Source organism: Bradyrhizobium sp. LTSP857 (assembly GCF_000938285.1).
Taxonomy (GTDB): domain Bacteria; phylum Pseudomonadota; class Alphaproteobacteria; order Rhizobiales; family Xanthobacteraceae; genus Bradyrhizobium.
The window spans coordinates 253,284-275,999 of record NZ_JYMS01000045.1 but is presented as its reverse complement, the minus strand read 5'-3'; the positions used below and the strand labels follow the sequence as shown (position 1 = coordinate 275,999).

Here is a 22,716-nt window from a genome sequence, read left to right as displayed (position 1 = left end):
AGATCCTGCTGGCGAAGCCGCGGTTACTGGCATACCATTTGCACGCTAATGGGCTCTGTTTCACTTGCCCTTGGCCAATAAACGGCCGGCATCACGGCATTACTGGGAGGATTCCATGGATCGCAGGACCGTATTGAAGGGACTGGCTGGCGCGGGCGGTCTGGCATTGTCGGGTGGCCTCTCGGCGCCCGCGATCGCGCAAGGCGCCTCAGCCCGCACCCTGCGCTTCGTGCCGCAGGCCAACCTTGCCAATTTCGATCCGATCTGGGGCACGCAATATGTCGTGCGCAATGCCGCGGCCCTGGTCTGGGATACGCTCTACGGCGTCGATGCCTCGCTCCAGCCGCAGCGGCAGATGGTCGAGTCCGAAGAGGTCACGGACGACGGCACGACCTGGACGTTCAAGCTCCGATCGGGGCTCAAATTCCATGACGGCGAGCCGGTGCTGAGCAAGGACGTCGTCGCGAGCCTTACGCGCTGGTCGGCGCGCGATCCGATGGGGCTGATGCTCAAGGCGATTCAGCAGGAGCTCACTGCCGTCGACGACCGCACCTTCAAATGGGTGCTGAAGCAGCCCTATCCGAAGCTGCTCTACGCACTCGGAAAGGGCAACTCGCCTTGCGCCTTCATCATGCCGGAGCGCATCGCGCAGACCGACCCCTTCAAGCAGATCTCCGACTATATCGGCTCCGGCCCAATGAAGTTCGCCAAGGGCGAGTGGGTCCCGGGCGCCAAAGCCGTGTTCGAGAAATTTGCCGACTATGCGCCGCGGCAGGAGAAATCATCCTGGCTTGCCGGCGGCAAGCAAATATTGGTCGATCGCGTCGAGTGGGTGATCATGCCGGATCCGGCAACCGCGGCGGCTGCGTTGCAAAATGGCGAGATCGACTGGTGGGAGAATCCGATCGCGGATCTGGTTCCGGTCCTGAAGAAGAACAAGAATATCAGCGTCGATATCGGCGACCCGCTCGGCAATATTGGTTCGTTCCGCATGAACCACCTTTACGCGCCCTTCAACGACGTACGGGCGCGGCGCGCGGTCCTGATGGCGCTCAATCAGGAAGACTACATGCGCGCCCTCGTCGGCGACGATAATTCATTGTGGAAGCCGCTGCCCGGCTTCTTCACGCCGGATACGCCGCTCTACACTGAAGCGGGTGGCGAGATCCTGAAGGGCAAGCGCGATCTCGACGCGGCCAAGAAGCTGCTCGCCGAGAGCGGCTATTCCGGCCAGCCGGTGACTTGCCTCGTCGCGCAAGATCAACCGATCACCAAGGCAATGGGCGACGTGACCGCGGACCTCCTGAAGCAGCTCGGCATGAATGTCGACTTCGTTGCGACCGACTGGGGCACGGTCGGCTCGCGCCGTGCACAGAAGACGCCGCCGGGGCAGGGCGGCTGGAACATGTTCCACACCTGGCACGCAGGCGCGGACTGCATCAATCCCGCGCCCTACACCGGCATTCGCGCCAATGGCGACAAAGCGTGGTTCGGGTGGCCCAACAGCCCCGCGACCGAGAAGGAGGTCACGTCATGGTTCGAGGCCAAGAGCCTCGATGAGGAAAAGGCCGCCATCGGCCGCCTCAACAAGGCGGCAATGGACGACGTCGTCTACGCGCCGACCGGCTTCTTCCTGAGCTACACCGCGTGGCGAAAGAACGTCTCCGGCGTTGTCAAGGGACCGTTGCCCTTCTTCTGGGGCGTATCGAAGTCCGCATGATCCCGCACTGAGGCCAGATGCTCTCTTTTATCCTCCGGCGCGTCGTCTCCACCTTGCCGGTGATGGCGATTGTTGCATTGTTCGTGTTCAGTCTGCTCTACATCGCGCCGGGTGATCCGGCCGTGGTGATCGCGGGCGATCAAGCGAGCCCGGAGGATGTGGAGCGTATCCGCCAAAGCCTCGGCCTCGATCGACCCTTCCTGATCCAGTTCGGAAGCTGGGTCTGGCGCATCCTGCACGGCGATCTCGGCACCTCGATCTTCACCAATTTGCCGGTCTCGACGATGATCGGGCAGCGTCTCGGACCGACGCTGTCGCTGATGATGGTCACCCTCCTGCTCACGATCGTGGTCGCAGTGCCGCTCGGTGTGGTGGCGGCATGGAAGGCGGGCAGCTTCATCGACCGCGCCATCATGGCGTTCGCCGTGTTCGGCTTCTCGCTGCCGGTCTTCGTCGTCGGTTACGTGCTCGCCTACGTCTTCGCGCTGGAGCTCGAATGGCTTCCGGTGCAGGGCTACACGCCGCTCACGGAGGGTTTTTGGCCGTGGCTGCAAAACCTGATCCTGCCCGCGGTCGCGCTCGGCTGCGTCTACATCGCGCTGGTCGCGCGCATCACGCGCGCCACCATGCTTGAAGTCTTGCAGCAAGACTATATTCGCACCGCGCGTGCCAAGGGGCTCGGGCAGGGCGGCATCCTGTTCATTCACGCGCTGAAGAACGCCGCAGTGCCGATCGTCACCGTGATCGGGATCGGCATCGCGCTCCTGATCGGCGGCGCGGTCGTGACCGAGAGCGTGTTCGCGATTCCTGGCCTCGGCCGTCTCACGATCGATGCGATCCTGCGGCGCGACTATCCCGTGATCCAGGGCATCGTGCTGCTGTTCAGCTTTGTTTACGTGTTGGTCAATCTGATGATCGACGTCACCTACACGATCGTTGACCCGAGGATCCGCTATTGACCGACATGACCGTCAACCCGCAAACGCTCCCGGCCGGATTCGCCGTCGCGCCGCAACTGCCCGATATCCTTCGTCCTGTCAGGATCCGGCGCGGTTTCATGGGGCTGCTGCGCGGCCATCCCACCGTCGCGATCGGCGGCGCGCTACTGCTGATTCTTGTCCTGATTGCGATCTTCGCGCCTTACCTCGGAACGGTCGATCCGACCGCGCTCGCGCCCGCCAAACGTACCCGCGCGCCGTCGGCCGCTTACTGGTTCGGCTCCGACGTGCTCGGCCGCGACATCTATTCCCGCGTGCTCTTTGGTGCGCGGGTCTCGCTCACGGTCGGCCTGTCCGTTGCGATATTCGCGTCCACGGTGGGGCTTGCCATTGGCATCGTCTCCGGCTTCATCCGCTGGGCGGACGGAATCCTGATGCGCTTCATGGACGGCTTGATGTCGATCCCGCCGATCCTGCTGGCGATCGCGCTGATGGCGCTGACGCGCGGCAGCGTCGGCAACGTCATTCTGGCGATCACCATTGCCGAGATCCCGCGCGTCTCGCGCCTGGTGCGCAGCGTCGTGCTGTCGCTGCGCGAACAGCCCTATGTGGATGCGGCGGTCGCCTGCGGCACGCGCACGCCGATGATCATCCTGCGCCATATCCTGCCCAACACGCTCGCGCCGATGCTGGTCCAGGCGACCTATATCTGCGCCAGCGCCATGATCACGGAAGCGATCCTGTCGTTCATCGGTGCCGGCACCCCGCCCACCATTCCGTCCTGGGGCAACATCATGGCCGAAGGTCGCGCGCTGTGGCAGGTCAAGCCCTATATCGTGTTCTTTCCGGCGGCCTTCCTGTCGGTGACCGTGCTCGCGGTGAATTTGCTCGGCGACGGCCTTCGCGATGCGCTCGATCCGCGCATGGCCAAGAGCCTCTGATGTTTCGAGGCTGATCAAGATGGCGTTGCTCGAAGTCGAGAACCTCCAGACCCACTTCCGTACGCCAAGCGGCATCAACCGCGCGGTCGACGGAGTGTCCTTTCACGTCAACGAAGGCGAGACATTGGCAATCGTCGGCGAGTCCGGCTGCGGCAAGTCAGTGACCTCGATGTCGTTGATGCGGCTGATCCCCGAGCCGCCGGGCAAGATCGCCGGCACCATCCGCTTCGCGGGAAGGGATCTGCTTCAACTGTCCGATCGCGAGATGCGCGCGATCCGCGGCAACGACATCTCGATGATCTTTCAGGAGCCGATGACGAGCCTCAATCCGGTGCTGACCGTGGGCCGTCAGATCCGCGAGACGCTGATGATTCATCAGGGCCTGGACAAGCAGGCCGCGGAGGCGCAGGCGATTGAGATGCTGACCCTCGTCGGCATTCCCGAGTCGAAGCGGCGCGTTCGCGAATATCCGCATCAGCTTTCTGGCGGCATGCGCCAGCGCGTGATGATCGCGATTGCGCTCGCCTGCAATCCAAAACTCCTGATCGCAGACGAGCCGACCACCGCGCTCGACGTGACCATCCAGGCGCAGATCCTGAAGCTGATGCTGGACCTGAAGCACCGGGTAGGAGCGGCAATCATTCTGATCACCCACGATCTCGGCGTGGTCGCCGAAATCGCCGAGCGCGTCATGGTGATGTATGCCGGCCGCAAGGTCGAGGAGGCGCCGGTCGCCGAGCTGTTCCGCTCGCCGCGTCATCCGTATACGCAGGGCCTGCTCGGGGCGGTGCCACGGCTCGGCTCGTCACTGACCGGCACCGCGCGACGGTTGGCCGAGATTCCGGGGCAGGTGCCGGATCTCCGCAAGCCCATCACCGGCTGCGTCTTTGCCGGACGCTGCGCGCTCGCGACCGATCTCTGCCGCCAATATGCGCCGGGGCTCGAAGAGAAGGGGCCGCGCCACGTCGCCGCCTGCCATTACGCAGCCAAGGGAGCTGTTGCGGCATGAGTCCCCCGCTGCTCCAGGTCAACGACCTCAAGAAGCATTTTCCGGTCAATAGAGGCCTGTTCGGGCGCAAGTCCGAATGGGTCTATGCGGTCGATGGCGTGTCGTTCGAGATCGCACGGGGCGAGACGCTGTCGCTGGTCGGCGAGTCCGGTTGTGGCAAGTCGACGGTCGGCCGCGCCGTTTTGCGCCTGTTCGATATCACCGCGGGGCAGGTGATCCTCGACGGCCAGCGCATCGATGATGCCTCGCCGAGCGTGATGCGCCAGATGCGCCGGCGCGTGCAGGTCGTGTTCCAGGATCCGTTCTCGAGCCTCAATCCGCGCATGCGCGTGCGCGACATTCTGGCCGAGCCGATCCGGAACTTCGGCCTTGCAAAATCCGCGGCGGATCTCGAAGTCCGCGTCACGGAGCTGATGGACACGGTGCGCCTGCCGCGCGAAGCGCTGAACCGCAGGCCGCACGAATTTTCGGGCGGCCAGCGGCAGCGTATCGGCATTGCGCGGGCGCTTGCGGCTGAGCCTGAGCTGATCGTCTGCGACGAGGCGGTCTCCGCGCTCGACGTCTCGGTGAAGGCCCAGATCGTCAATTTGTTGCAGGACCTCCAGCAGAAATTCGGCCTCGCCTTGCTCTTCATCAGCCATGATCTTGCGATCGTCGAGCATATGACCCACCGCGTCGCGGTGATGTATCTCGGCAAGATCGTCGAGGTGGCGCCGCGCCGCGAGATCTTTGCCGCGCCGAGGCATCCCTACACCAAGGCGCTGCTCTCGGCGGTGCCGCTGCCTGAGCCCGGCGCGCAGCGCAATCCGATCATCCTCAGCGGCGACGTGCCGAGCCCGATCAATCCACCAAGCGGATGCCGCTTCCACACCCGCTGCCCTTACGTCTTCGATCGCTGCCGGACGGAAGAGCCGCTGCTTCGTTCGGCCGAGGGCGAGCAATGGGTGGCCTGCCATTTGGATGCACTGCCGCAAGGCTAGACAGCTTCAGCCTATATTGGCCAGTGCCCGGCGGATGGCGGCAAAGATGTCGCCGATCTGGTCTTCGGTGATAATCAGGGGCGGCGAGATCAACAGCGTGTCGCCGCTGCTGCGGATCATGATGCCGTCTTCATAGCAGCGGCCAGCGCATTCGGCACCGCGTGCACCCGGTGCGCCCTCACGCGGCTTCAGGTCGATCGCGGCCAGCAGACCAATGTTGCGAATGTCGACGACATGAGGGAGGTCGCGCAAGGCGTGCGCGTGGTTCTCCCACACCGGCGCGAGGCGGCGAGCCCGTTCGAACAGGCCGAGATCCTGGTACACGTCGAGCGCGGCGAGACCTGCCGCGCAGGCGAGCGGATGGGCCGAATAGGTGTAGCCGTGGAACAGCTCGATCGCATTGTCTGGCCCCTGCATCAGCGCCTCATAAACCTTGCCGCTGACGATGACGCCGCCCATCGGAACGGCGGCGTTGGTCATGCCCTTGGCGCAGGTGATGAGGTCGGGCGTCACGCCGAAAGCATTTGCGCCAAAGGCTGCGCCCAGGCGTCCAAAACCCGTGATCACTTCGTCGAAGATCAGCAGAATGCCGTGCTGGTCGCAGATCTGGCGCAACCGCTCGAGATAGCCGACCGGCGGCGGCAACACGCCGCCCGAGCCGGTCACGGGTTCGACGATGACGGCGGCAATTGTGCTGGGATCGTGCAGCTGAAGTAGCTTGGTCAACTCGTCGGCAAAATGGGCGCCCCATTGCGGCTGTCCCCGGGAGAACGCCGCATGCTCCGGATCATGCGTATGCGGGAGATGATCGACCTCGGGAAGGAGCGGGCCGAAATCCCGGCGGTGGCGCACGATGCCGCTTACCGAGAGGCCGCCCCAGCCCATGCCGTGATAGGCCTTGGCGCGCGAGATGAAGCGGATGCGGCTGGCTTCGCCGCGGGCGCGGTGATAGCCGCGTGCGATTTTCAGGGCCGTATCGACCGACTCCGAGCCGGAATTGGTGAAGAAGACATGGTCGAGGCCCGCTGGAGCGATCTCGGTGATGCGCCGGGCGAGCTCGAAGGCCGCCGGATGGCTCATCTGGAATGATGAAACGAAGTCGAGCTTTGCTGCCTGCGCCTGGATCGCTTCGACGATCCGCCGCTGTCCGTGTCCCGCGTTCACGCACCACAGCCCGGCCATGCCGTCGAGAATCCTTCGGCCGTCGTCAGTGACGTAGTGCATGCCCTCGGCGGCGACGAAGATGCGCGGCTTGGACTTGAACTGCCGGTTCGGCGTCATCGGCAGCCAGAACGGCTCCATGGCCTCGCGGGTGAGGGGGCTGTTGGAAGCGAAGGAATTTGCGGGCATGTGGCCTCTTGCTTGTTGTTCAGTCGGTGTCGGCATTGGGCCAGCGGTGCCTCAGTTTCGCAGCGCTTTCGAGATGCCTGCGCAACAGCGCGGCCGCGGCCTCGTGCTGGCCGGCTTCGAGTTGATCGAGAATAGCAAGGTGTTCGCGACTGTTCACGAGCACGCGCTCGTGGCCAAACGTCCAATCGTAGTTGCCGAAGCGCCGTAGCCGGTTCTGCTGCTGAATGGCCACCAGCAGATACCGGTTGCCCGATGCCGCCGCGAGGCCTTCATGAAAGGCTGCATTGATCTCGTAGAGCGGGATGGTGGCAGCTTGATTCCACGGCATCGTCAACGCTTCCTCATGACGGCGGCGCATGTCGGCGGCCCAGGCAGGATCGAGCCGGAAGCCGGGCTCGAGCAGGCCGGCCGGCTCGATCATGAGGCGGTATCGGTAGCTCTCGTGGCGCGCTTGTTCGTCCATGAATATCGGATGGAAGCGCCAGCCGTGCCCTGGCTTGCGCTGGACGGCGGCCACTTCCGCAAGCTTGGTGAGGACGCGCTGCACGACCGGCCGGGTCGCAGCGTAGCGCTGCATCAGGTCGTGCTCGGAGACTTCATCCGGTAGCCGGCCGGCCCGGCGGTCGCTCGCGATCGCGAGGAACAGCCGGTCAGTGTTGTCCGGGGCGGGCTGGCGGAGGGCCTTGTGTGAGGCGGCCACTGCATCAGTCACAAAATAGCCGCCGTGTTTCCCGGCGCGCGACAGCTTGCTGGTCGCAAGCAGTTTCAGCGCCGCGCGCACCGGGGTGCGCGAAACCTGGAGGCGCTCGGCCAGCGCGACTTCGGCGAGACGCGTGCCGGGCGCAAGTCCCTCGCTCCGGATCAGGTCCATGATGCCAGCCGACAACTCGCGCTGGAGACGGCTTGGGCTCGCCTTTTCCCGGCTGGAAGATTTTTGTTTCATGTCATCACAAAATACATTAGGCTTCGTGAGAAAGCAAAAGGAACCTGGCATCCCATGGTCGAACCCTTTCCCCTGATCGAAATCTCCGGTCCGCCTCACGAGCGCGGACGTCAATATGGGCAGAAGGCGGCGGGCCGCATTAAAAAGGGGACGTCACACTACTTCGCGCAATTGAAGGAGCTGTCGCTCGATGCGAAGGGTGTGGCTGAGCTGGTGCGGGATTATCTCCCCGTCATTGAATCGTTCGAGCCGAGCTATATCGAGGAGATGCGGGGCATTGCCGCGGGCGCCGACGTTCCGTTCGAGGATGTCGTCCTGCTCAACGCGCGCACCGAGATCATCAAGCTCGCAAACCCGAAGATCCGCGCGCGTCTGAAGACGCCGGAGGATCCGGACGGCTGCACGGGCGTCGTCGTGCTGCCCCAGGCTGCCGGCAACGGCCGCCTGATCCACGCCCAGAACTGGGACTGGAAGCGCGAATGCGCGGAGACTGCGGTGGTGCTGAAGGTGCGGCGCGACGACGGCCCAGACCTCATGACCTTTACCGAGGCCGGTGCGCTCGGTCGTTGCGGCTTCAATGCCGTCGGCATCGCGATCACGGCGAACTATCTCCAAAGTGACCGCGACTACCGTCAGGTCGGCGTGCCGCTGGCGCTGATCCGCCGCAAGGTTCTGGAGAACGAGCACCTCGCGCTCGCGATGCGCGCGGTCTATAGCACCCGGAAATCCGCGGCGAACAACATGATCGTCAGCCACCGCGAAGGCGTGGCGATCGATTTCGAGTGTGCGCCGGATGAGACCTTTCAGGTCCATCCTCAGAACGGTCTCCTGGTTCACGCCAATCACTTCGTGAGCCCGGTTGCACTCGGCAAGTTGAAGGATACCGGCGTCGCCGAGACGCCCGACAGTCTCTACCGCGACATCCGGGTCCGCGATCTCCTCCAGCCGCATATCGGCAGCATCACCCTCGACACCGTCAAGAACGCCCTGTTCGACGAATTCGGCTATCCCTGGTCCGTCTGCCGCCCGCCGCGCCGCAATCTCAGTAACAATCTCAGCGCGACCGTGGCGATGATCCTGATGGAGCCGGCGAGTGGTCTGATGCAGGCGGCGCCGCTGCCGGCGCTCAATCGCGAGTTCACCACGTATCGCCTCGAGATCGACGAGATCGGGCGAGCGGCGTTCGAGCGGTCGGCTGCGGCGGGGGCGGCGTAATGCGGCGGCGTCGGCCATCGCCGGCATGGGCGGTCGGTTTGGCCGCGTTGGCCCTGTGGGCCATGCTGGGGAGAGCCGGCGCCGAAACATTGTTGAGGGCGCGGCTCAACGCCGACATCCGCTCGACCGATCCCGGCACCAATCGCGACGCCAACACGGATGCGGTGATCGCGCATATCGTGGAGGGACTGGTCGCCTTCCGTGACGATACCTCGATCGGTCCGATGCTGGCTGACAGCTGGGCCATTTCGAACGAAGGCAAGACCTATACGTTCCGCCTGCGGCAAGGCGTCAAGTTCCACAACGGCGCGACCATGACTGCGGACGACGTAGTCTGGTCGCTGAAGCGCTGGTTCGACCCGGCGACGCAATGGCGCTGCCTGTCCGAGTTCAGCGCCACTGGCATCGCGCGGATCGAGAAGATTGAAGCGCCTGATCCGCAGACCGTTGCCATTACGCTCGATCAACCGACAGCTCTGTTTCTCCCGACCCTGGCGCGGCCCGATTGCGGCCAGACCGCTATCATCCACCGCGATTCCGTCGGTGCAGATGGCAAATGGATCGCCCCGATCGGTACCGGCCCATTCAAGCTCGGCGAGTGGAAGCGCGGGCAATATGTCGATGTCGTCCGCTTCGACGGCTACGTCTCGCGTAGCGAGCCGCGCACCGGCTACACCGGCGCCAAGGACGTCAAGATCGATCGCGTGCGCTTCAACGTGATCCCGGACAGTTCGGCGGCGAAAGCGGGCCTGCTCAGTGGCTCGCTCGACGTCATCATGAGCCTGTCCATCCCCGATCTCGAGGATCTCAAGTCACGTCCCGAAGTTCAGCTCAGTATCACCCCGTCACTGAGCATCACGGGAATCCTGTTCCAGACCAAGGATCCGCTGCTCAAGGACGTGCGGATCCGCCGCGCTATCGCGCTGTCGATCGACACCGCGCAGATCGTCGATGCCGTGATGCTCGGCACGGCGCGCCCCAACAATTCTGCACTGCCGCTCGGCAGTCCCTTCTACAGCGAGGCCCAGTCGCGCGGTTACGAGCAGAACATCGCGGAAGCGAAGAAGCTCCTGGTGGAGGCCGGTTATCGCGGGCAGCCGATCAAGATGATCACCAACAAGCGCTACAGTTTTGTGTTCGATGCTTCCGTGCTGGTGCAGGCGATGGCGCAAGGCGCGGGCATCAATATCGAGCTCGAGGTGATGGACTGGGCCGCGCAGCTCGATCGCTATAATCGCGGCGACTACCAGTCGATGGCCTTCGTCTATTCGGCCCGGCTCGATCCTTCCCTCAGCTTCGAGATGCTGACCGGGCCGAAGGCGTCACAGCCGCGCAAGGTCTGGGACAATCCGGACGGACAGGAGATGCTGCGCCAGTCGATGATGATCGGCGACACCGTGAAGCGGCAGGCGCTGTTCGACGAGATGCACAAACGCTTTATCGCTGACGTGCCGATGATCGTGCTGTTCAATGGCTCGGAGCTGACCGCACTGCGCAAGAGCATCAAGGGCTATGCCGGCTGGCTCTATCCCGAGCCGCGGTTCTGGGGTGTCACGGTCGAATAGGCAAGGGCGCGGCATGTTGGGTTACCTCGCACGACGGCTGGCCATGATGATCCCGACCTTGCTGCTGGTCGCGATCGGGGTGTTCGCGTTGGTCCGGCTCATTCCCGGTGACCCCGTGCAGGTGATGCTTGGCGATGCCGCCGATCCCGCACAGGCCGCGCAGCTTCGCGCGCAGCTCGGTCTCGACCAGCCAATCCCCGTCCAGTTCATGCACTGGATCGCAAAACTTGCGACCGGTGATTTCGGGCACTCCATTACCAACAACCTCGCGGTGCTGCCGCTGATCCTCGACCGCTTCCAGGTCAGCGCCATCATCGTGCTGGTGGCGGTTGGGCTAGCTGCCTGTATCGCGGTGCCGGCTGGCCTCGTCGCGGCGTGGAAGCAGAACAGCCTGCTCGATCTTTCCGTCGTCAGTGGCGTCACGCTGCTGTTGTCGATCCCGAGCTTCTGGCTCGGCCTGCTGCTGCTGCTCCTGTTCGGGCTCAAGCTGAAATGGCTGCCGGTGATCGGTTACGTGCCATTTACGGAGAATTTTTGGCAGGCGGCCACCTTCATCGTACTGCCGATCGCGACACTGACCATGGTCGAGATCGGCGTGCTCACGCGCATGGCGCGGGCCGCATCGATCGAGGTGCTGCGGCTCGAATATGTCACGCATGCGCGCGCCAAGGGCGTGCCGGAATGGCGGGTGCTTGCGAGGCACGTGCTACCGAACGCGTTCGCGCCGACCTGGACGCTGATCGGCCTCGTGCTCGGCCATCTCCTCGGCGGCATCGCCGTGATCGAGACCGTGTTCACCTTGCCTGGTCTCGGCCGGCTGCTGGTCGATTCGATCTTCGCGCGCGACTATCCCGTGGTGCAAGGCTGCCTGCTGTTTACGGCCGTGATCTATGTCGTGGTCAATCTGATCGTCGACCTCTGCTATCCGCTGTTCGATCCAAGGGTGACGGTGGCATGAGGCTGCGTGCTAACACCGCGATCGGCGGCGCTTTGATGGCGCTGCTACTCGGCGCCGCCGTGACCGGCGCATTCTGGACGCCGTTCGATCCGCTGCGCATCAATTTACGCGCGCGGCTTCAGGCGCCGTCGCCGCTGCATTGGCTCGGCACGGACGAATTCGGCCGCGATGTGCTGAGCCGCGTCATGGTCGGCGCGGGTGCCAGCGTCGTGATTGCCTTGGTCACGGTGCTGCTGGCCGTCACGGCCGGCATGGTGATCGGCTGTGCGGCCGGTTACATCAGAGGCTGGGCCGACCGTATCATCATGGCAGTCAACGATGCGTTGCTCGCGTTCCCCGGCATCCTGCTGGCGCTGGCGGTGATGATCGTGGTCGGCGCCAACAAGGTCGGACTGATCCTGGCGCTCGGTCTTGCCTACATCCCGTCGGTGGTCCGCGTGGTGCGCGGCACCGTGCTGTCGATCCGCGAGAAGGAATATGTCGAGGCCTCGCGCGTGATCGGCAATTCGGAAGTCTATTCGATGGTTCGGCACGTGATGCCGAACGCGATCGCGCCGGTTGCGGTGCTCGCAACCAGCATGTTCGGCTGGGTGCTGCTCGCCGAGAGCGCCCTGAGCTTCCTCGGCCTGGGCGTGCCCCCGCCGGCGCCGACCTGGGGCAACATGCTGGCGGCAAGCCGGCCATTCATGGAGACGGCGGCCTGGCTTTCGATCGCGCCGGGCCTGTGCATCGCGCTGACGCTGCTCGGCATCAATCTGCTCGGCGATTCCTTACGAGATCGCCTCGACCCCAGGATGGCGCACGGATGACGCTGCTGTCGGTCGAGAATCTGCGCATCGAGGCGTCGGCCAGCAAGGCTGTGGTCGTCGATGATGTTTCGTTTGCCGTTGAACGCGGCGAGTTCCTGGCCGTCGTCGGCGAGTCCGGCAGCGGCAAAACGGCGGCGGCGCGCGCCGTGCTCGGCTTGTTGCCGCCCGGCCTGCGTAAATCCGGCGGCCGCATCGTGCTCGACGGCGTCGATCTCGCGACCACATCGGCGCGCCAGATGCGCGCGCTGCGCGGGCCGACGGTCGGCATGGTGTTCCAGGAGCCGATGGTTTCGCTCAATCCCGCGATCAGGGTCGGTGCACAGATGGCTGAGGGGCTCGGCCTGCACGAGCGGCTTGCAAAACGCGAGATCCGGCGCCGCTGCCTCGACATGCTGGGGCGGGTGCAGATTCGCGATCCTGAGTGGACCTATGACGCCTATCCGCACGAATTCTCCGGCGGCATGCGCCAGCGCATCATGCTCGCCTCGGTGATGCTGCTGAAGCCAAAACTCCTGATCGCTGACGAGCCGACGACGGCGCTGGACACGCTGACCCAGCGCGAGGTGCTCGACCTGATGGTCGGGCTCGCTCGCGACCACGGCACGTCGGTGCTGCTGATCACCCACAATCTCGGACTGGTATCGCGCTATGCGCAACGCGCACTGGTATTGCGTCAGGGCAAGATGGTCGAGACCGGCACGACCCGGAAAATTCTGGTTTCGCCCAGCGAGGCCTACACCAAGCGTTTGGTCGAGGCGTTGCCACGGCGCGGCGCCACGACCAGGGAGCGACAAGGCGGCGAGCCTCTTGTCAGCGTGCGCGGCCTCAAGGTCGGGTTCGGTGGGCGGCAGCGGCTGTTCCGTCGTGATGCCGGCGTGTCGGCTGTCAACGGCGTCGATCTCGATATCGCCGCGGGCGAAACGGTCGCGGTCGTCGGCGGCAGCGGTTCCGGAAAGACCACGCTCGGCCGGGCCATGTTGCGGCTGATCCCGATTTCGGGCGGCGAGATCAGGTTTCAGGGCAGGGACGTGACCGCGACCAACGACCGCGACTTCCGTCTCGCCTCGCAACTCGTATTCCAGGATCCTTATTCCTCCCTCGATCCGCGCATGCGCGTCGGCGAGATCGTCGCCGAACCACTGCGCCACGTGCCGCAATTGGCGACGGGTGAGCGCGATCGACGTGTGGAGGCGATGCTGGAGCAGGTCGGGCTCGCGGGCCTCGGTGGGCGCTGGCCGCACGAACTATCGGGCGGTCAGCGGCAGCGGATCGCGATCGCGCGCGCCATCGTGCGCCAACCGGCCTTCGTGGTCGCGGACGAGCCGGTGTCTGCCCTCGACATGACCATCCAGGCCCAGGTGCTGAAACTGCTCGAGCGGCTCCAGCTACAATATGGCTTCGCCTGCCTGTTCATCAGCCACGATCTTGCGGCCGTCGAGCAGGTCGCCGATCGCGTCGTGGTGATGCAGGGCGGCCGGATCGTCGAGCAGGGCTCGCGCGACGACATTTTTGATCGCCCGCAGCACGACTACACCAAGGCGCTGCTCGCGGCAGCGCCGGTGCTGGATTTCACTGGTGCGGCCGTGGCGCAGGCCTCAGGCTGAACAGGATTTGTGTATGAAGCGGTTGCTTGTTGCGTGTTGTCTGATGCTTGCGTGGTTGTCCGCGGCCCGCGCCGAGAGTGTCCTGCGCAGCATGATCACGACCGACATCCGCGGCCTGATGCCGGGCAACAGTCCCGACGACAATACCGGCCTCGTCCTTCAGCAGATCTACGAGGGGCTGGTCGCCTGGCGCGGTGACGGCACCGTCGCGCCGATGCTGGCAAAGGCGATCGATGCGTCATCGGACGGGCGGACCTATACCTTTACGCTGCGCGAGGGCGTCACCTTCCACAATGGCGCACCCCTGACTTCGCGGGAGGTAGTCTGGACCTGGGAGCGCTTCCTCGATCCGAAATCCGGCTGGCCGTGCAGGACAAATTTCGACGGCACGCGAAAGATCAAGGTCGTCGAGGTCACGGCGCCGTCTCCGGACCAGGTCGTGTTCCGGCTCGCCGACCCGAGCGGCGCGTTTCTCAGCACGATGGCACGGACCGATTGCGACGGTACCGGCATTGCGCATCCGGACTCGATCGGCGCCGATGGTGCCTGGCAGACAGCGATCGGCACCGGTCCGTTCAAGCTCGCCGAATGGCGTCGTGGCCAGTTCGTCGAACTGGCCCGCAACGAAGCCTATGCTCCGCGCAGCGAACCGGCGGACGGGCTCGCTGGGGCCAAGAGTCCCAAGGTCGATCGTATCAGGCTGTCCATTGTTCCAGATCCGGCAGCTGCGAAGGCGGCGATCCAGGCCACCAATCTCGATCTCTGGCCGTCGGCGGATCCAAAGTTCGCGAGCGAGCTGAAATCGGCGGGCCTGGTGATCGCATCCGCACCGGTCGCCTCGCTGAACGCGATCGTGATGCAGACGAACGATCCATTGTTGAAGGACAAGCGCATCCGCGAGGCGATTGCGGCCTCGCTCGACTATCCCAGCATGAGCGACAGCCTGACCGATGGCTATGCCAAGCCGAGCACGTCGCTGGTGCCGCTCTCGAGCCGCTATTACGGCGCGGTGGAGCGGGCTGGCTTCAGCCTCGACATCGCGCGCGCAAAGAAGCTCCTGGCTGAAGCGGGTTACAAGGGCGAACCGATCAAGATCACCACCAATTCGCGCTTTCCGGTGATGAACGACGTTGCCGTGCTGGCGCAGGCGATGGCGCAGCAGGCGGGCCTCAACCTCACCGTCGAGGTCGTCGAATTCGCGACCCAGCTCAGCCGCTACAACAAGGGCGACTATCAGCTCATGGTGTGGAACTACACGCCCTATCTTGATCCGGTCTTCGGTCTCGACCGCTTCATCGGTGACAAGGGCGCGCAACCGGACCGCGTCTGGGGTAACCGCGAGGCGATCGAGCTGCTTGCCAAGCTGATGGAGACGGCGGCGCCCGAGGCGCGTCAGCCATTGTTCGACACCCTCCACAAGCTCTTCATCGACGACGCGCCGATGATTGTGTGGAGCTCCGGCGTCAACGTCTCGGCGGTTTCGCCCTCGATGCGCGGCTATGCGCCATGGGCCGGTCGAAAGCCCCGTTTCTGGAACGTCGAGGTTGTCAGATGATCCCCCTTGCCCAGCGCAAACATCACGCGTGGCCGGACGGTGCACGCTGCGTCGTCGGCCTCACGCTCGATTTCGATGGCACGTCGCTGGAGCGCGGCCGCGGCCAATTGCCGTTCGGCGCCCGCTCGCACGGGCGCTATTCGGCCAAATGCGGCATCCCGCGCTTTGTCGACATGTTCACGCGCCACAACGTGCCCTGGACGTTCTATGTCTCCGGCTATGATGCCGAGGAGAGCCCGGATCTCGTCCGCGACATCGCGCGATCGGGCATCGAGATCGGCTCGCACGGCTATCTGCATGAGGGCGTCGATCCCGGCGATGCCGAGCCGGAGCTGCTGGAACGGACGCACCGGCTGCTTACGGAGATCATCGGTGTCGCACCGAAGGGATGGCGGTCGCCGTCCGGGCACAAGACCGCACGCACGCTGCGCAAGCTCCGCGAGCTCGGCTATGTCTATGATTCCAGCGACAAGGATTTCGACCTGCCATATCTCGCCCGCTACGACGGCGCGGAGCGCAGTGACTATGTCTGCCTGCCCAACAATACCTCGAGCCTCGACGATTTTCCGTTCTACCGTGTCAGCTACACGCCGCCATCGGAAGTCCTAACGCACTGGGAGCAGGAGTTCGACGCCATCTACGCGGAGGGTGGTTACTACAACCTGACCTTTCATCCGCGTGTCGGGTATGGCTCCGGCTCGCCCGCGCGGGTCGCGGCGGTCGAGGGGCTCATCAACTACGCCAAGCGCCACGAAGGCGTGCGCTTCGTCGGCATGCTGGAGCTGGCAGAATGGTGCCTGAAGCGTCCGTCCGATTGGCGGCGGGACTGGAGCGGACAATGACGAAGCCGATCGTTCCGGTTGCCGTGACCGTCAACCTCCAGGGCAAGACGGTCGAATTGACGCAGGCTCGCGAGGACGCCTTGTTCGGCCGCGCCTCGTACGGAAAATACGCCTATGCGGTCGGCTGCGAGCGGCTGTTCGGGCTATTTGATCGCCACGGTATCAAATCCACCGTGTTCGTCCCCGGCGCTGAGGCCGAGGCGAACCCCGCCTATATCGCCGCGCTTGCCGGCCGCGGACATGAAATCGCTGCGCACGGCTGGGCGATGGAGGAGATGGACGCGGTCGGGGTCGACGAGCGGGCGCTGCTGGAGCGTACACATGCGGCGCTATCGCAGATTGTCGGCCATGCGCCGTGCGGTTTTCGGGCGCCGCATGGCCGTCTCACAGAGCACACGCTCGGACACCTTGCCGATCTCGGCTATTGCTATGATGCGAGCTTCCAGGACGATGATCATCCATACTGGCTCGACGCCGACGGCGGCCGCGGCATGGTCGAGGTGCCGCATGCGGAGATCCTGATCGACGCGACGCTCTACGGCCAGCGCCAGACCCACGATCGCGTCATGAAGATGTGGCGCGAGGAGATCGAGGCGATGTATCGCGAGCGCTGCCTGATCACGCTGACGCTGCATCCGCGCAGCGACTATGGCAGCGCTCGGGCCAGCCGCATCGCTGCGCTCGACGGCTTGCTGACATGGCTGCGCAATCTTGATGGTGTCTCTTTCTTGACCTGCGAGGAGATCGCCGGCCGGACGCGCTCATGAATATTGTCACGTCGCGCGTGTGAGGCAGTATCTCAACTATGCCTCTGTGTCTTCGTCGCTTGAGGCGGACAATGATCCAAATCCCAATGTTTGGGACGGACGCTCCCCGAACATCGCGGCATAATACTGCGCGAAACGCCCGAGCTCGTAGAAGCCCTGCTGCATAGCCACGGCCGCCACGGTCGTCGAGCCCGGAGCACTGTGGCGCAGAATGGAATGGATGGTGCACAGGCGCTTGTGCCGCAGGAAGCTGACGGGGCCGAGGCCGAAGACCTCCTGAAAGGCGCGATGCAAGGTGCGTCGCGATACGCCCAGCGCGGCGCAGATTTCCGAAACATGCACGGGGCGCGAGCCGGCCTCTTGCAAATACTCCTCGACCCTGCGGATCAGTCGCCTTGCGGAGGGCAGCCAGCCGGTGTCGTCGGGCGGCAGGGACGACATGACGTTGGCCGCCATGCATTCGACGATCGATCGCTTCCAGAAATCTGCGGTCGACGGCGTCAGGCCATACTTGCTGTCGCACAGGTGCGACATGATCCGAACCAGACGGCGCGATGCGACCGAGCCGGTCGCAAGGTCCGCCCGGAAATGGCCGCGGCTGCGCCAGGTGTCGGGGTCGCTGAGCCTCGCTTCGCCGCCGAACAAGGATGCGACGTCGCTGAGGTCGAAGCGCACGGCGGCGTAGGCGGACGCACCATGAAACACCCCGTCGTGCTCGAGCAGCGGCGGAATCACGAGCACGTCGTTGAGCTGCATATCGAATGACCAGTGGGCGACGCGCTCTTCGGCAGCCAGCAGCATTCCGATGATGAGTTTGTCGTCACTGGAAACGCGCTGTGTGCGCATGCCGACGTTGAACGTGCCGATGCTGAGAGAGAAATCGCCGATGCCGACATGGGACAAAGTCCCGCGCAGTCGCCCGCGTCCGAGTTGCATGACGTCGACATGAGAGCCGTGAACGGCCTGGTGGAGACCCTCGAAACCCTCAAGCTTCCGCGAATCAACCAGAAGGAATTGTCCCATGGCTGCACCCTGTTACTGAAGCGCGACAATTCTGCGGCGGCGCGCAGCAAAATACCACCACAACGCGAGGTGGTCGCGACAAGCTGACTTCGCGTTTTGAGACAAATCATCGCCGAATTTGACGCGACCCGATTGCTCCAAAGTGCAGCGGATTGAGGGATTTGCGACATGGGGCGTTAAGCCTCACCCGTTGCTGTGGCGTACTGGCACAAACTGCACATCACAGCCGCCCAATCTTCGGATACCGTTTGCAACCTAAACGATATCAATGGGAAGCGTTCTGCGGATAGCGGAGCGCATGCGGCAATGTTTGCCGTGTGCTCGAAGAAGTGCGCACGAAAGCGGAAGAGGTGTTGACGCATCGCGCCATCGTCATCTTCGGCCTTCAGCGCCAAGAAGAGGGGACCAGACAATGTGTCCAGCGCATAGGGCAATCTGCCGCAGCCAACGGCTGCTGAACTCTACGCCGTAGCATCAGGTGGAATGCGCGTATCGGAGTTTCCACCATGCTGCGGGCGGACCTGGATCACTGTGAGTGGTTGCCGGATGACTTGAAGACCGGCGAGATGGTCTTCATTCCCGGCGGGACCTTTCGCATGGGATCCGATCACCATTATCCCGAGGAGGCGCCGAGCCATCGCGTCTCCGTCGACGGCTTCTGGATCGATCGGACTCCTGTGACCAATCGCCAGTTCAAGGAATTCGTCAACGCGACCGGCCATGTCACCGAGGCGCAGATCGTCCCGAATCCCAGGGACTATCCCGCTGCATTGAAGGAGATGCTCTACGCAGGTTCGCTGGTGTTCTCGCCGCTGCCGCGCATCACGGATCTTGCCGACTGGAGCCAGTGGTGGTCGTTCATGCGCGGCGCCAATTGGCGCCATCCCTATGGTCCCGGCAGCAATATCAGGGGTCTCGACGACCACCCCGTCGTCCACGTCTCGTTCAGCGACGCGGCCGCCTATGCGCGCTGGGCGGGGAAGGATCTTCCGACGGAAGCGGAATGGGAGTTCGCCTCGCGCGGCGGCCTCGATGGCGAGGAGTTCGCCTGGGGTGACGCGCTGATGCCGGGCGGCAAGCACATGGCCAACGTCTGGCAGGGCAGCTTCCCTGTCCAGAACCTCGGCGAGGATGGGTTCGAGCGTACCTCGCCGGTCATGGCCTTCCCGCCGAACGGCTACGGCCTCTACGACATGATCGGCAATGTCTGGGAGTGGACCTCCGACTGGTGGTCGGCGCGGCACGCCGCCGAGGCCGCGAAGCCCTGCTGCATTCCACAAAATCCGCGCGGTGGCCGCGAGGAGGCGAGCTACGATCCTCGGCTTCCCGACATCAAGATTCCAAGAAAAGTCCTGAAGGGCGGCTCGCATCTCTGCGCGCCGAATTATTGCCGACGTTATCGTCCGGCCGCGCGCCATGCCGAGCCGGTTGACACATCGACCAGCCATGTCGGCTTCCGTTGCGTCATGCGAACACCGCTTGCCACCGAACGCGAACAAGAAGGACGTGCTGCAACCTAGGGAGTATCGAATGAGTAGCGAGTTCGAAAACAACAACCAGTCGCGGGCAGACAAGTCGATCGATCGCAGAAATCTCCTATTGGGTACGTCATCCATCGTCGCTGCGGCGACTTTCACCTCAGAGGCCCTGGCGCAGACACCGAAGGCCGCGCCCGCACCCGCAACAAGTCCGACGCCGTCTGGACGCAAGCCCAACATCCTCGTGATCTGGGGCGATGATGTCGGTGTCGCGAACATCAGCGCCTACTCCAACGGACTGATGGGATACGAAACTCCCAACATCGACCGGATCGGACGCGAGGGGATCAAGTTCCTCCACTATTACGGCGAACAATCATGCACCGCCGGCCGCGCGGCATTCCTGACCGGCCAGCACGGCATTCGCAGCGGCCTCACCAAGGTCGGCTTTCCCGGTGCGCCGATGGGCATGAGCCAGCTCGATCCCTCGATCGGCGGCCTGCTCAAGAACCTCGGCTACGGCACTGGGCAGTTCGGCAAGAACCATGTCGGTGACCGCAACGAGTCGCTGCCCACCGTGAACGGCTTCGACGAATTCTTTGGCAATCTCTACCACCTCAACGCCGAGGAAGAGCCGGAGCTGCCGGACTATCCGAAGGACCCAAGCTACCTTGCCAAATTCGGCCCGCGGGGCATCTTGAGGTGCAGGGCGACCGATCGTGACGATCCCACCGTCGACCCGCGCTTTGGCAGGATCGGCAAGCAGACCATCGAGGATACCGGCGCGCTGACCAAGAAGCGGATGGAGACGGTCGATGACGAGACCTCGGCCGCGGCCATCGACTACATGAAGCGGCAGCAGGCCGCGGGCAAGCCGTTCTTTTGCTGGTTCAACGCCACACGCATGCATTTGCGAACCCACGTGCGCGCTGACCATCGCGGCCGATATACCCATGGTGACAGCGAGTATATCGACGGCATGATCGAGCACGATGATACCGTCGGCGCTTTGCTCAAGGCGCTCGACGACATGGGCATCGCCGACAACACCATCGTCGTTTACTCCAGCGACAATGGTCCTCACATGAACAGCTGGCCGGACGGCGCCATGACCTGGTTCCGCTCCGAGAAGAACACCAACTGGGAGGGCGCCTTCCGTGTGCCATGTCTGGCGCGCTGGCCGGGCGTCATCAAGCCCGGCACGGTCACTAATGAACTGATGAGCCACAACGACTGGATTCCAACGCTGTGCTCGGCGGCCGGCGAGCCTGACATCGTCAACAAGCTGAAGGCCGGGTACACGGCGAACGGTGTCAACTACAAGGTCCATCTCGACGGGTTCGACCAGACCGCATTCCTGCGCGACGTCGGCGGCACCGCCGGCAACAACAACGGCACCAGGAGCGCCCGGGACAAGTTTTTCTATTCCGACGATGATGGCCTGCTCGTGGCCCTGCGAAAGGGCGATTACAAGTATGTTTATGCCGAGCAGCGTCTGCCCGGCACACTGGGTGTCTGGGCGGAGCCCTTTACCAAGCTTCGTCTGCAGAAGATATTCAACCTGCTCCAGGATCCGTTCGAGCGAGCGGACATCACCTCGAACACATTCTGGGACTGGCAACTCAACCACGTCGGGCAGGTTTACGGCGCGATGGACGACGTCGGCGCCTTCGTGATGACCTTCAAGGAGTTTCCGCCGCGCTCGTTCCCGCCCAGTTTTGTGCCGGCCACGATCCTTGAAGAGCAGCTGGACGACATCAAGGACAACCGCGCCAAAGCCGGACAACGCGCCCAGAGCATCGACAAAATCCGCTCCGGCGTAAACCAGATGATCGAGCAGCAGCTCCAGCAGCGCGGAGTCAAATAGCTGGCAACTGACACCCACCGGCCCGTGCCATTGCGGGCCGGTGTGATCTTTACGTTAGCCCGATTACGTCTGTGAGGCTTGGCATGTTCGTTTCCGTCACGTCTGCCGTTCGACGCGGGCTGTGGATCGGATTGATTGCCGTCGAGGTGGTTGCATTTTCGTGTGCGGCCGCTTTTGCCCAAGCCGGGCCGCTGCCGTCGTGGAACGACGGCCCGGTGAAGACATCGATCGTCGATTTTGTCGCACGCGTGTCGGGCGGTGCTGATTTCGTTCCGCCCGCGGAACGCATCGCCGTGTTCGACAATGACGGCACGCTGTGGTGCGAGCAGCCGGTCTATTTCCAGGTCGCTTTCGCCTTCGATCGCATCAAGGCGATGGCGGCGCAGCATCCGGAATGGAAAACGACGCAGCCGTTCAAGGCGGTCCTGGACAAGGACATGAAGGCGCTGGCGGCGTCAGGCGAGAAGGGCCTGCTCCAGATTCTGGCGACCACCCATGCCGGAATGGCGACAGACGAGTTTTCCAAGGCGGTGGGCGAATGGACCGCGACCGCCCGGCATCCGCGCTTCAACCGTCCCTACACCGAGCTGGTCTACCAGCCGATGCTGGAGCTGCTTGCTTATCTGCGCGCCAATGGCTTCAAGACCTTTATCGTCTCCGGTGGCGGCGTCGAGTTCATGCGGCCGTGGACTGAGAAGACCTACGGCATTCCGCCCGAGCAGGTGGTCGGCTCATCCGGCGTCGTGAAGTTCGAGATCAACGCGGCCGGCCAACCGGAGCTTCTGAAGCTCGCCAAGGTTGAGTTCGTCGACGACGGGCCGGGCAAGCCCGCCGGCATCAACCGATTCATCGGCCGCCGCCCGATCGTCGCGTTCGGCAACTCGGACGGCGATTTGCAGATGCTGCAATGGACCGCGGCCGGCCCGGGCGCGCGTTTCCTCGGCATCGTCCATCACACCGATGCGCAGCGCGAATACGCCTACGACCGCCAGTCGAAGATCGGAAAGCTCGACAAGGCCTGGGACGAGGCCGTGCAGCGCGGTTGGACCGTCGTCGACATGGCCAAGGACTGGAAGACGGTATTCGCATTCGAACGCGGCAGCACGGGAGCCTCGCAGTGACGAAGAAGACCGCGACGGGGAACTTCATCAC

19 protein-coding genes are annotated in these 22,716 nt (G+C 63.9%); 16 read left to right on the top strand and 3 right to left on the bottom strand.

What is annotated here, in order from left to right; all coding sequences use genetic code 11:
* Positions 1-115: 115 nt before the first annotated feature.
* The 5 genes from UP06_RS29190 to UP06_RS29170 are packed head-to-tail and all read left to right on the top strand — an operon-like array spanning position 116 to position 5,588.
* Entirely contained in the window at positions 116-1,720 is a 1,605-nt protein-coding gene (locus UP06_RS29190) for an ABC transporter substrate-binding protein (RefSeq protein ID WP_045007112.1), read from the top strand.
* Positions 1,721-1,737: 17 nt separating this feature from the next.
* Complete coding sequence (locus tag UP06_RS29185) at positions 1,738-2,679, top strand: ABC transporter permease (RefSeq protein ID WP_045007111.1); 942 nt, start codon at positions 1,738-1,740, stop codon at positions 2,677-2,679.
* Positions 2,676-3,599: an ABC transporter permease gene (locus UP06_RS29180; protein ID WP_082078536.1), complete on the top strand. Its 924-nt coding sequence runs from the start codon at positions 2,676-2,678 to the stop codon at positions 3,597-3,599. The genes UP06_RS29185 and UP06_RS29180 overlap by 4 nt, the downstream gene beginning before the upstream one ends.
* Before the next feature lie 19 nt (positions 3,600-3,618).
* A complete protein-coding gene (locus UP06_RS29175) occupies positions 3,619-4,608 on the top strand; it encodes an ABC transporter ATP-binding protein (protein ID WP_045007200.1) in 990 nt (329 codons plus the stop codon).
* The gene (locus UP06_RS29170) at positions 4,605-5,588 is read left to right on the top strand and encodes an ABC transporter ATP-binding protein (RefSeq protein ID WP_045007110.1); all 984 of its coding nucleotides are present in this window, start codon (positions 4,605-4,607) and stop codon (positions 5,586-5,588) included. Before UP06_RS29175 ends, UP06_RS29170 begins: the two co-directional genes overlap by 4 nt.
* Before the next feature lie 6 nt (positions 5,589-5,594).
* Here UP06_RS29170 and aptA read toward each other — a convergent pair whose 3' ends face one another.
* Together aptA and UP06_RS29160 are read right to left on the bottom strand one after the other, a co-directional pair.
* Positions 5,595-6,938, bottom strand: a complete 1,344-nt coding sequence (aptA, locus tag UP06_RS29165; protein ID WP_045007109.1) for an omega-aminotransferase AptA — start codon at positions 6,936-6,938, stop codon at positions 5,595-5,597.
* 19 nt (positions 6,939-6,957) lie between these two features.
* A complete protein-coding gene (locus UP06_RS29160) occupies positions 6,958-7,881 on the bottom strand; it encodes a GntR family transcriptional regulator (RefSeq protein ID WP_045007108.1) in 924 nt (307 codons plus the stop codon).
* A gap of 54 nt (positions 7,882-7,935) precedes the next feature.
* On the opposite strand from UP06_RS29160, the gene UP06_RS29155 reads away from it, so the two are divergent.
* Genes UP06_RS29155 through UP06_RS29120 form a run of 8 tightly spaced genes read left to right on the top strand, consistent with a single transcriptional unit; the run spans position 7,936 to position 17,196 of the window.
* Positions 7,936-9,096: a C45 family autoproteolytic acyltransferase/hydrolase gene (locus UP06_RS29155; protein ID WP_045007107.1), complete on the top strand. Its 1,161-nt coding sequence runs from the start codon at positions 7,936-7,938 to the stop codon at positions 9,094-9,096.
* Positions 9,096-10,661: an ABC transporter substrate-binding protein gene (locus UP06_RS29150; protein WP_502691613.1), complete on the top strand. Its 1,566-nt coding sequence runs from the start codon at positions 9,096-9,098 to the stop codon at positions 10,659-10,661. Before UP06_RS29155 ends, UP06_RS29150 begins: the two co-directional genes overlap by 1 nt.
* Before the next feature lie 13 nt (positions 10,662-10,674).
* Entirely contained in the window at positions 10,675-11,619 is a 945-nt protein-coding gene (locus tag UP06_RS29145) for an ABC transporter permease (RefSeq protein ID WP_045007105.1), read from the top strand.
* Positions 11,616-12,428: an ABC transporter permease gene (locus tag UP06_RS29140; RefSeq protein ID WP_045007104.1), complete on the top strand. Its 813-nt coding sequence runs from the start codon at positions 11,616-11,618 to the stop codon at positions 12,426-12,428. Before UP06_RS29145 ends, UP06_RS29140 begins: the two co-directional genes overlap by 4 nt.
* Positions 12,425-14,032 carry an ABC transporter ATP-binding protein gene (locus tag UP06_RS29135; RefSeq protein ID WP_045007103.1) on the top strand — a complete coding sequence of 536 codons (1,608 nt, stop codon included), beginning with the start codon at positions 12,425-12,427 and terminating at the stop codon, positions 14,030-14,032. The genes UP06_RS29140 and UP06_RS29135 overlap by 4 nt, the downstream gene beginning before the upstream one ends.
* Positions 14,033-14,045: 13 nt before the next feature.
* Positions 14,046-15,587 (top strand): ABC transporter substrate-binding protein, encoded by a 1,542-nt coding sequence (locus UP06_RS29130; RefSeq protein ID WP_045007102.1) that lies wholly within the window; start codon positions 14,046-14,048, stop codon positions 15,585-15,587.
* The gene (locus tag UP06_RS29125) at positions 15,584-16,429 is read left to right on the top strand and encodes a polysaccharide deacetylase family protein (RefSeq protein ID WP_045007101.1); all 846 of its coding nucleotides are present in this window, start codon (positions 15,584-15,586) and stop codon (positions 16,427-16,429) included. The genes UP06_RS29130 and UP06_RS29125 overlap by 4 nt, the downstream gene beginning before the upstream one ends.
* Positions 16,426-17,196 (top strand): polysaccharide deacetylase family protein, encoded by a 771-nt coding sequence (locus UP06_RS29120; protein ID WP_045007100.1) that lies wholly within the window; start codon positions 16,426-16,428, stop codon positions 17,194-17,196. Before UP06_RS29125 ends, UP06_RS29120 begins: the two co-directional genes overlap by 4 nt.
* A gap of 36 nt (positions 17,197-17,232) precedes the next feature.
* Here UP06_RS29120 and UP06_RS29115 read toward each other — a convergent pair whose 3' ends face one another.
* Positions 17,233-18,219 (bottom strand): helix-turn-helix domain-containing protein, encoded by a 987-nt coding sequence (locus tag UP06_RS29115; RefSeq protein ID WP_045007099.1) that lies wholly within the window; start codon positions 18,217-18,219, stop codon positions 17,233-17,235.
* Between the two features lie 506 nt (positions 18,220-18,725).
* Here UP06_RS29115 and UP06_RS29105 point away from each other — a divergent pair.
* The 3 genes from UP06_RS29105 to UP06_RS29095 all read left to right on the top strand — a co-directional run bounded on the left by UP06_RS29105 (position 18,726) and on the right by UP06_RS29095 (position 22,685).
* Positions 18,726-19,739 (top strand): formylglycine-generating enzyme family protein, encoded by a 1,014-nt coding sequence (locus UP06_RS29105; protein WP_045007097.1) that lies wholly within the window; start codon positions 18,726-18,728, stop codon positions 19,737-19,739.
* 10 nt (positions 19,740-19,749) lie between these two features.
* Positions 19,750-21,564, top strand: coding sequence for an arylsulfatase (locus UP06_RS29100; RefSeq protein WP_045007096.1), 1,815 nt, complete (start codon positions 19,750-19,752; stop codon positions 21,562-21,564).
* 83 nt (positions 21,565-21,647) lie between these two features.
* Positions 21,648-22,685, top strand: coding sequence for an HAD family hydrolase (locus UP06_RS29095; protein ID WP_082081687.1), 1,038 nt, complete (start codon positions 21,648-21,650; stop codon positions 22,683-22,685).
* Positions 22,686-22,716: the final 31 nt, after the last annotated feature.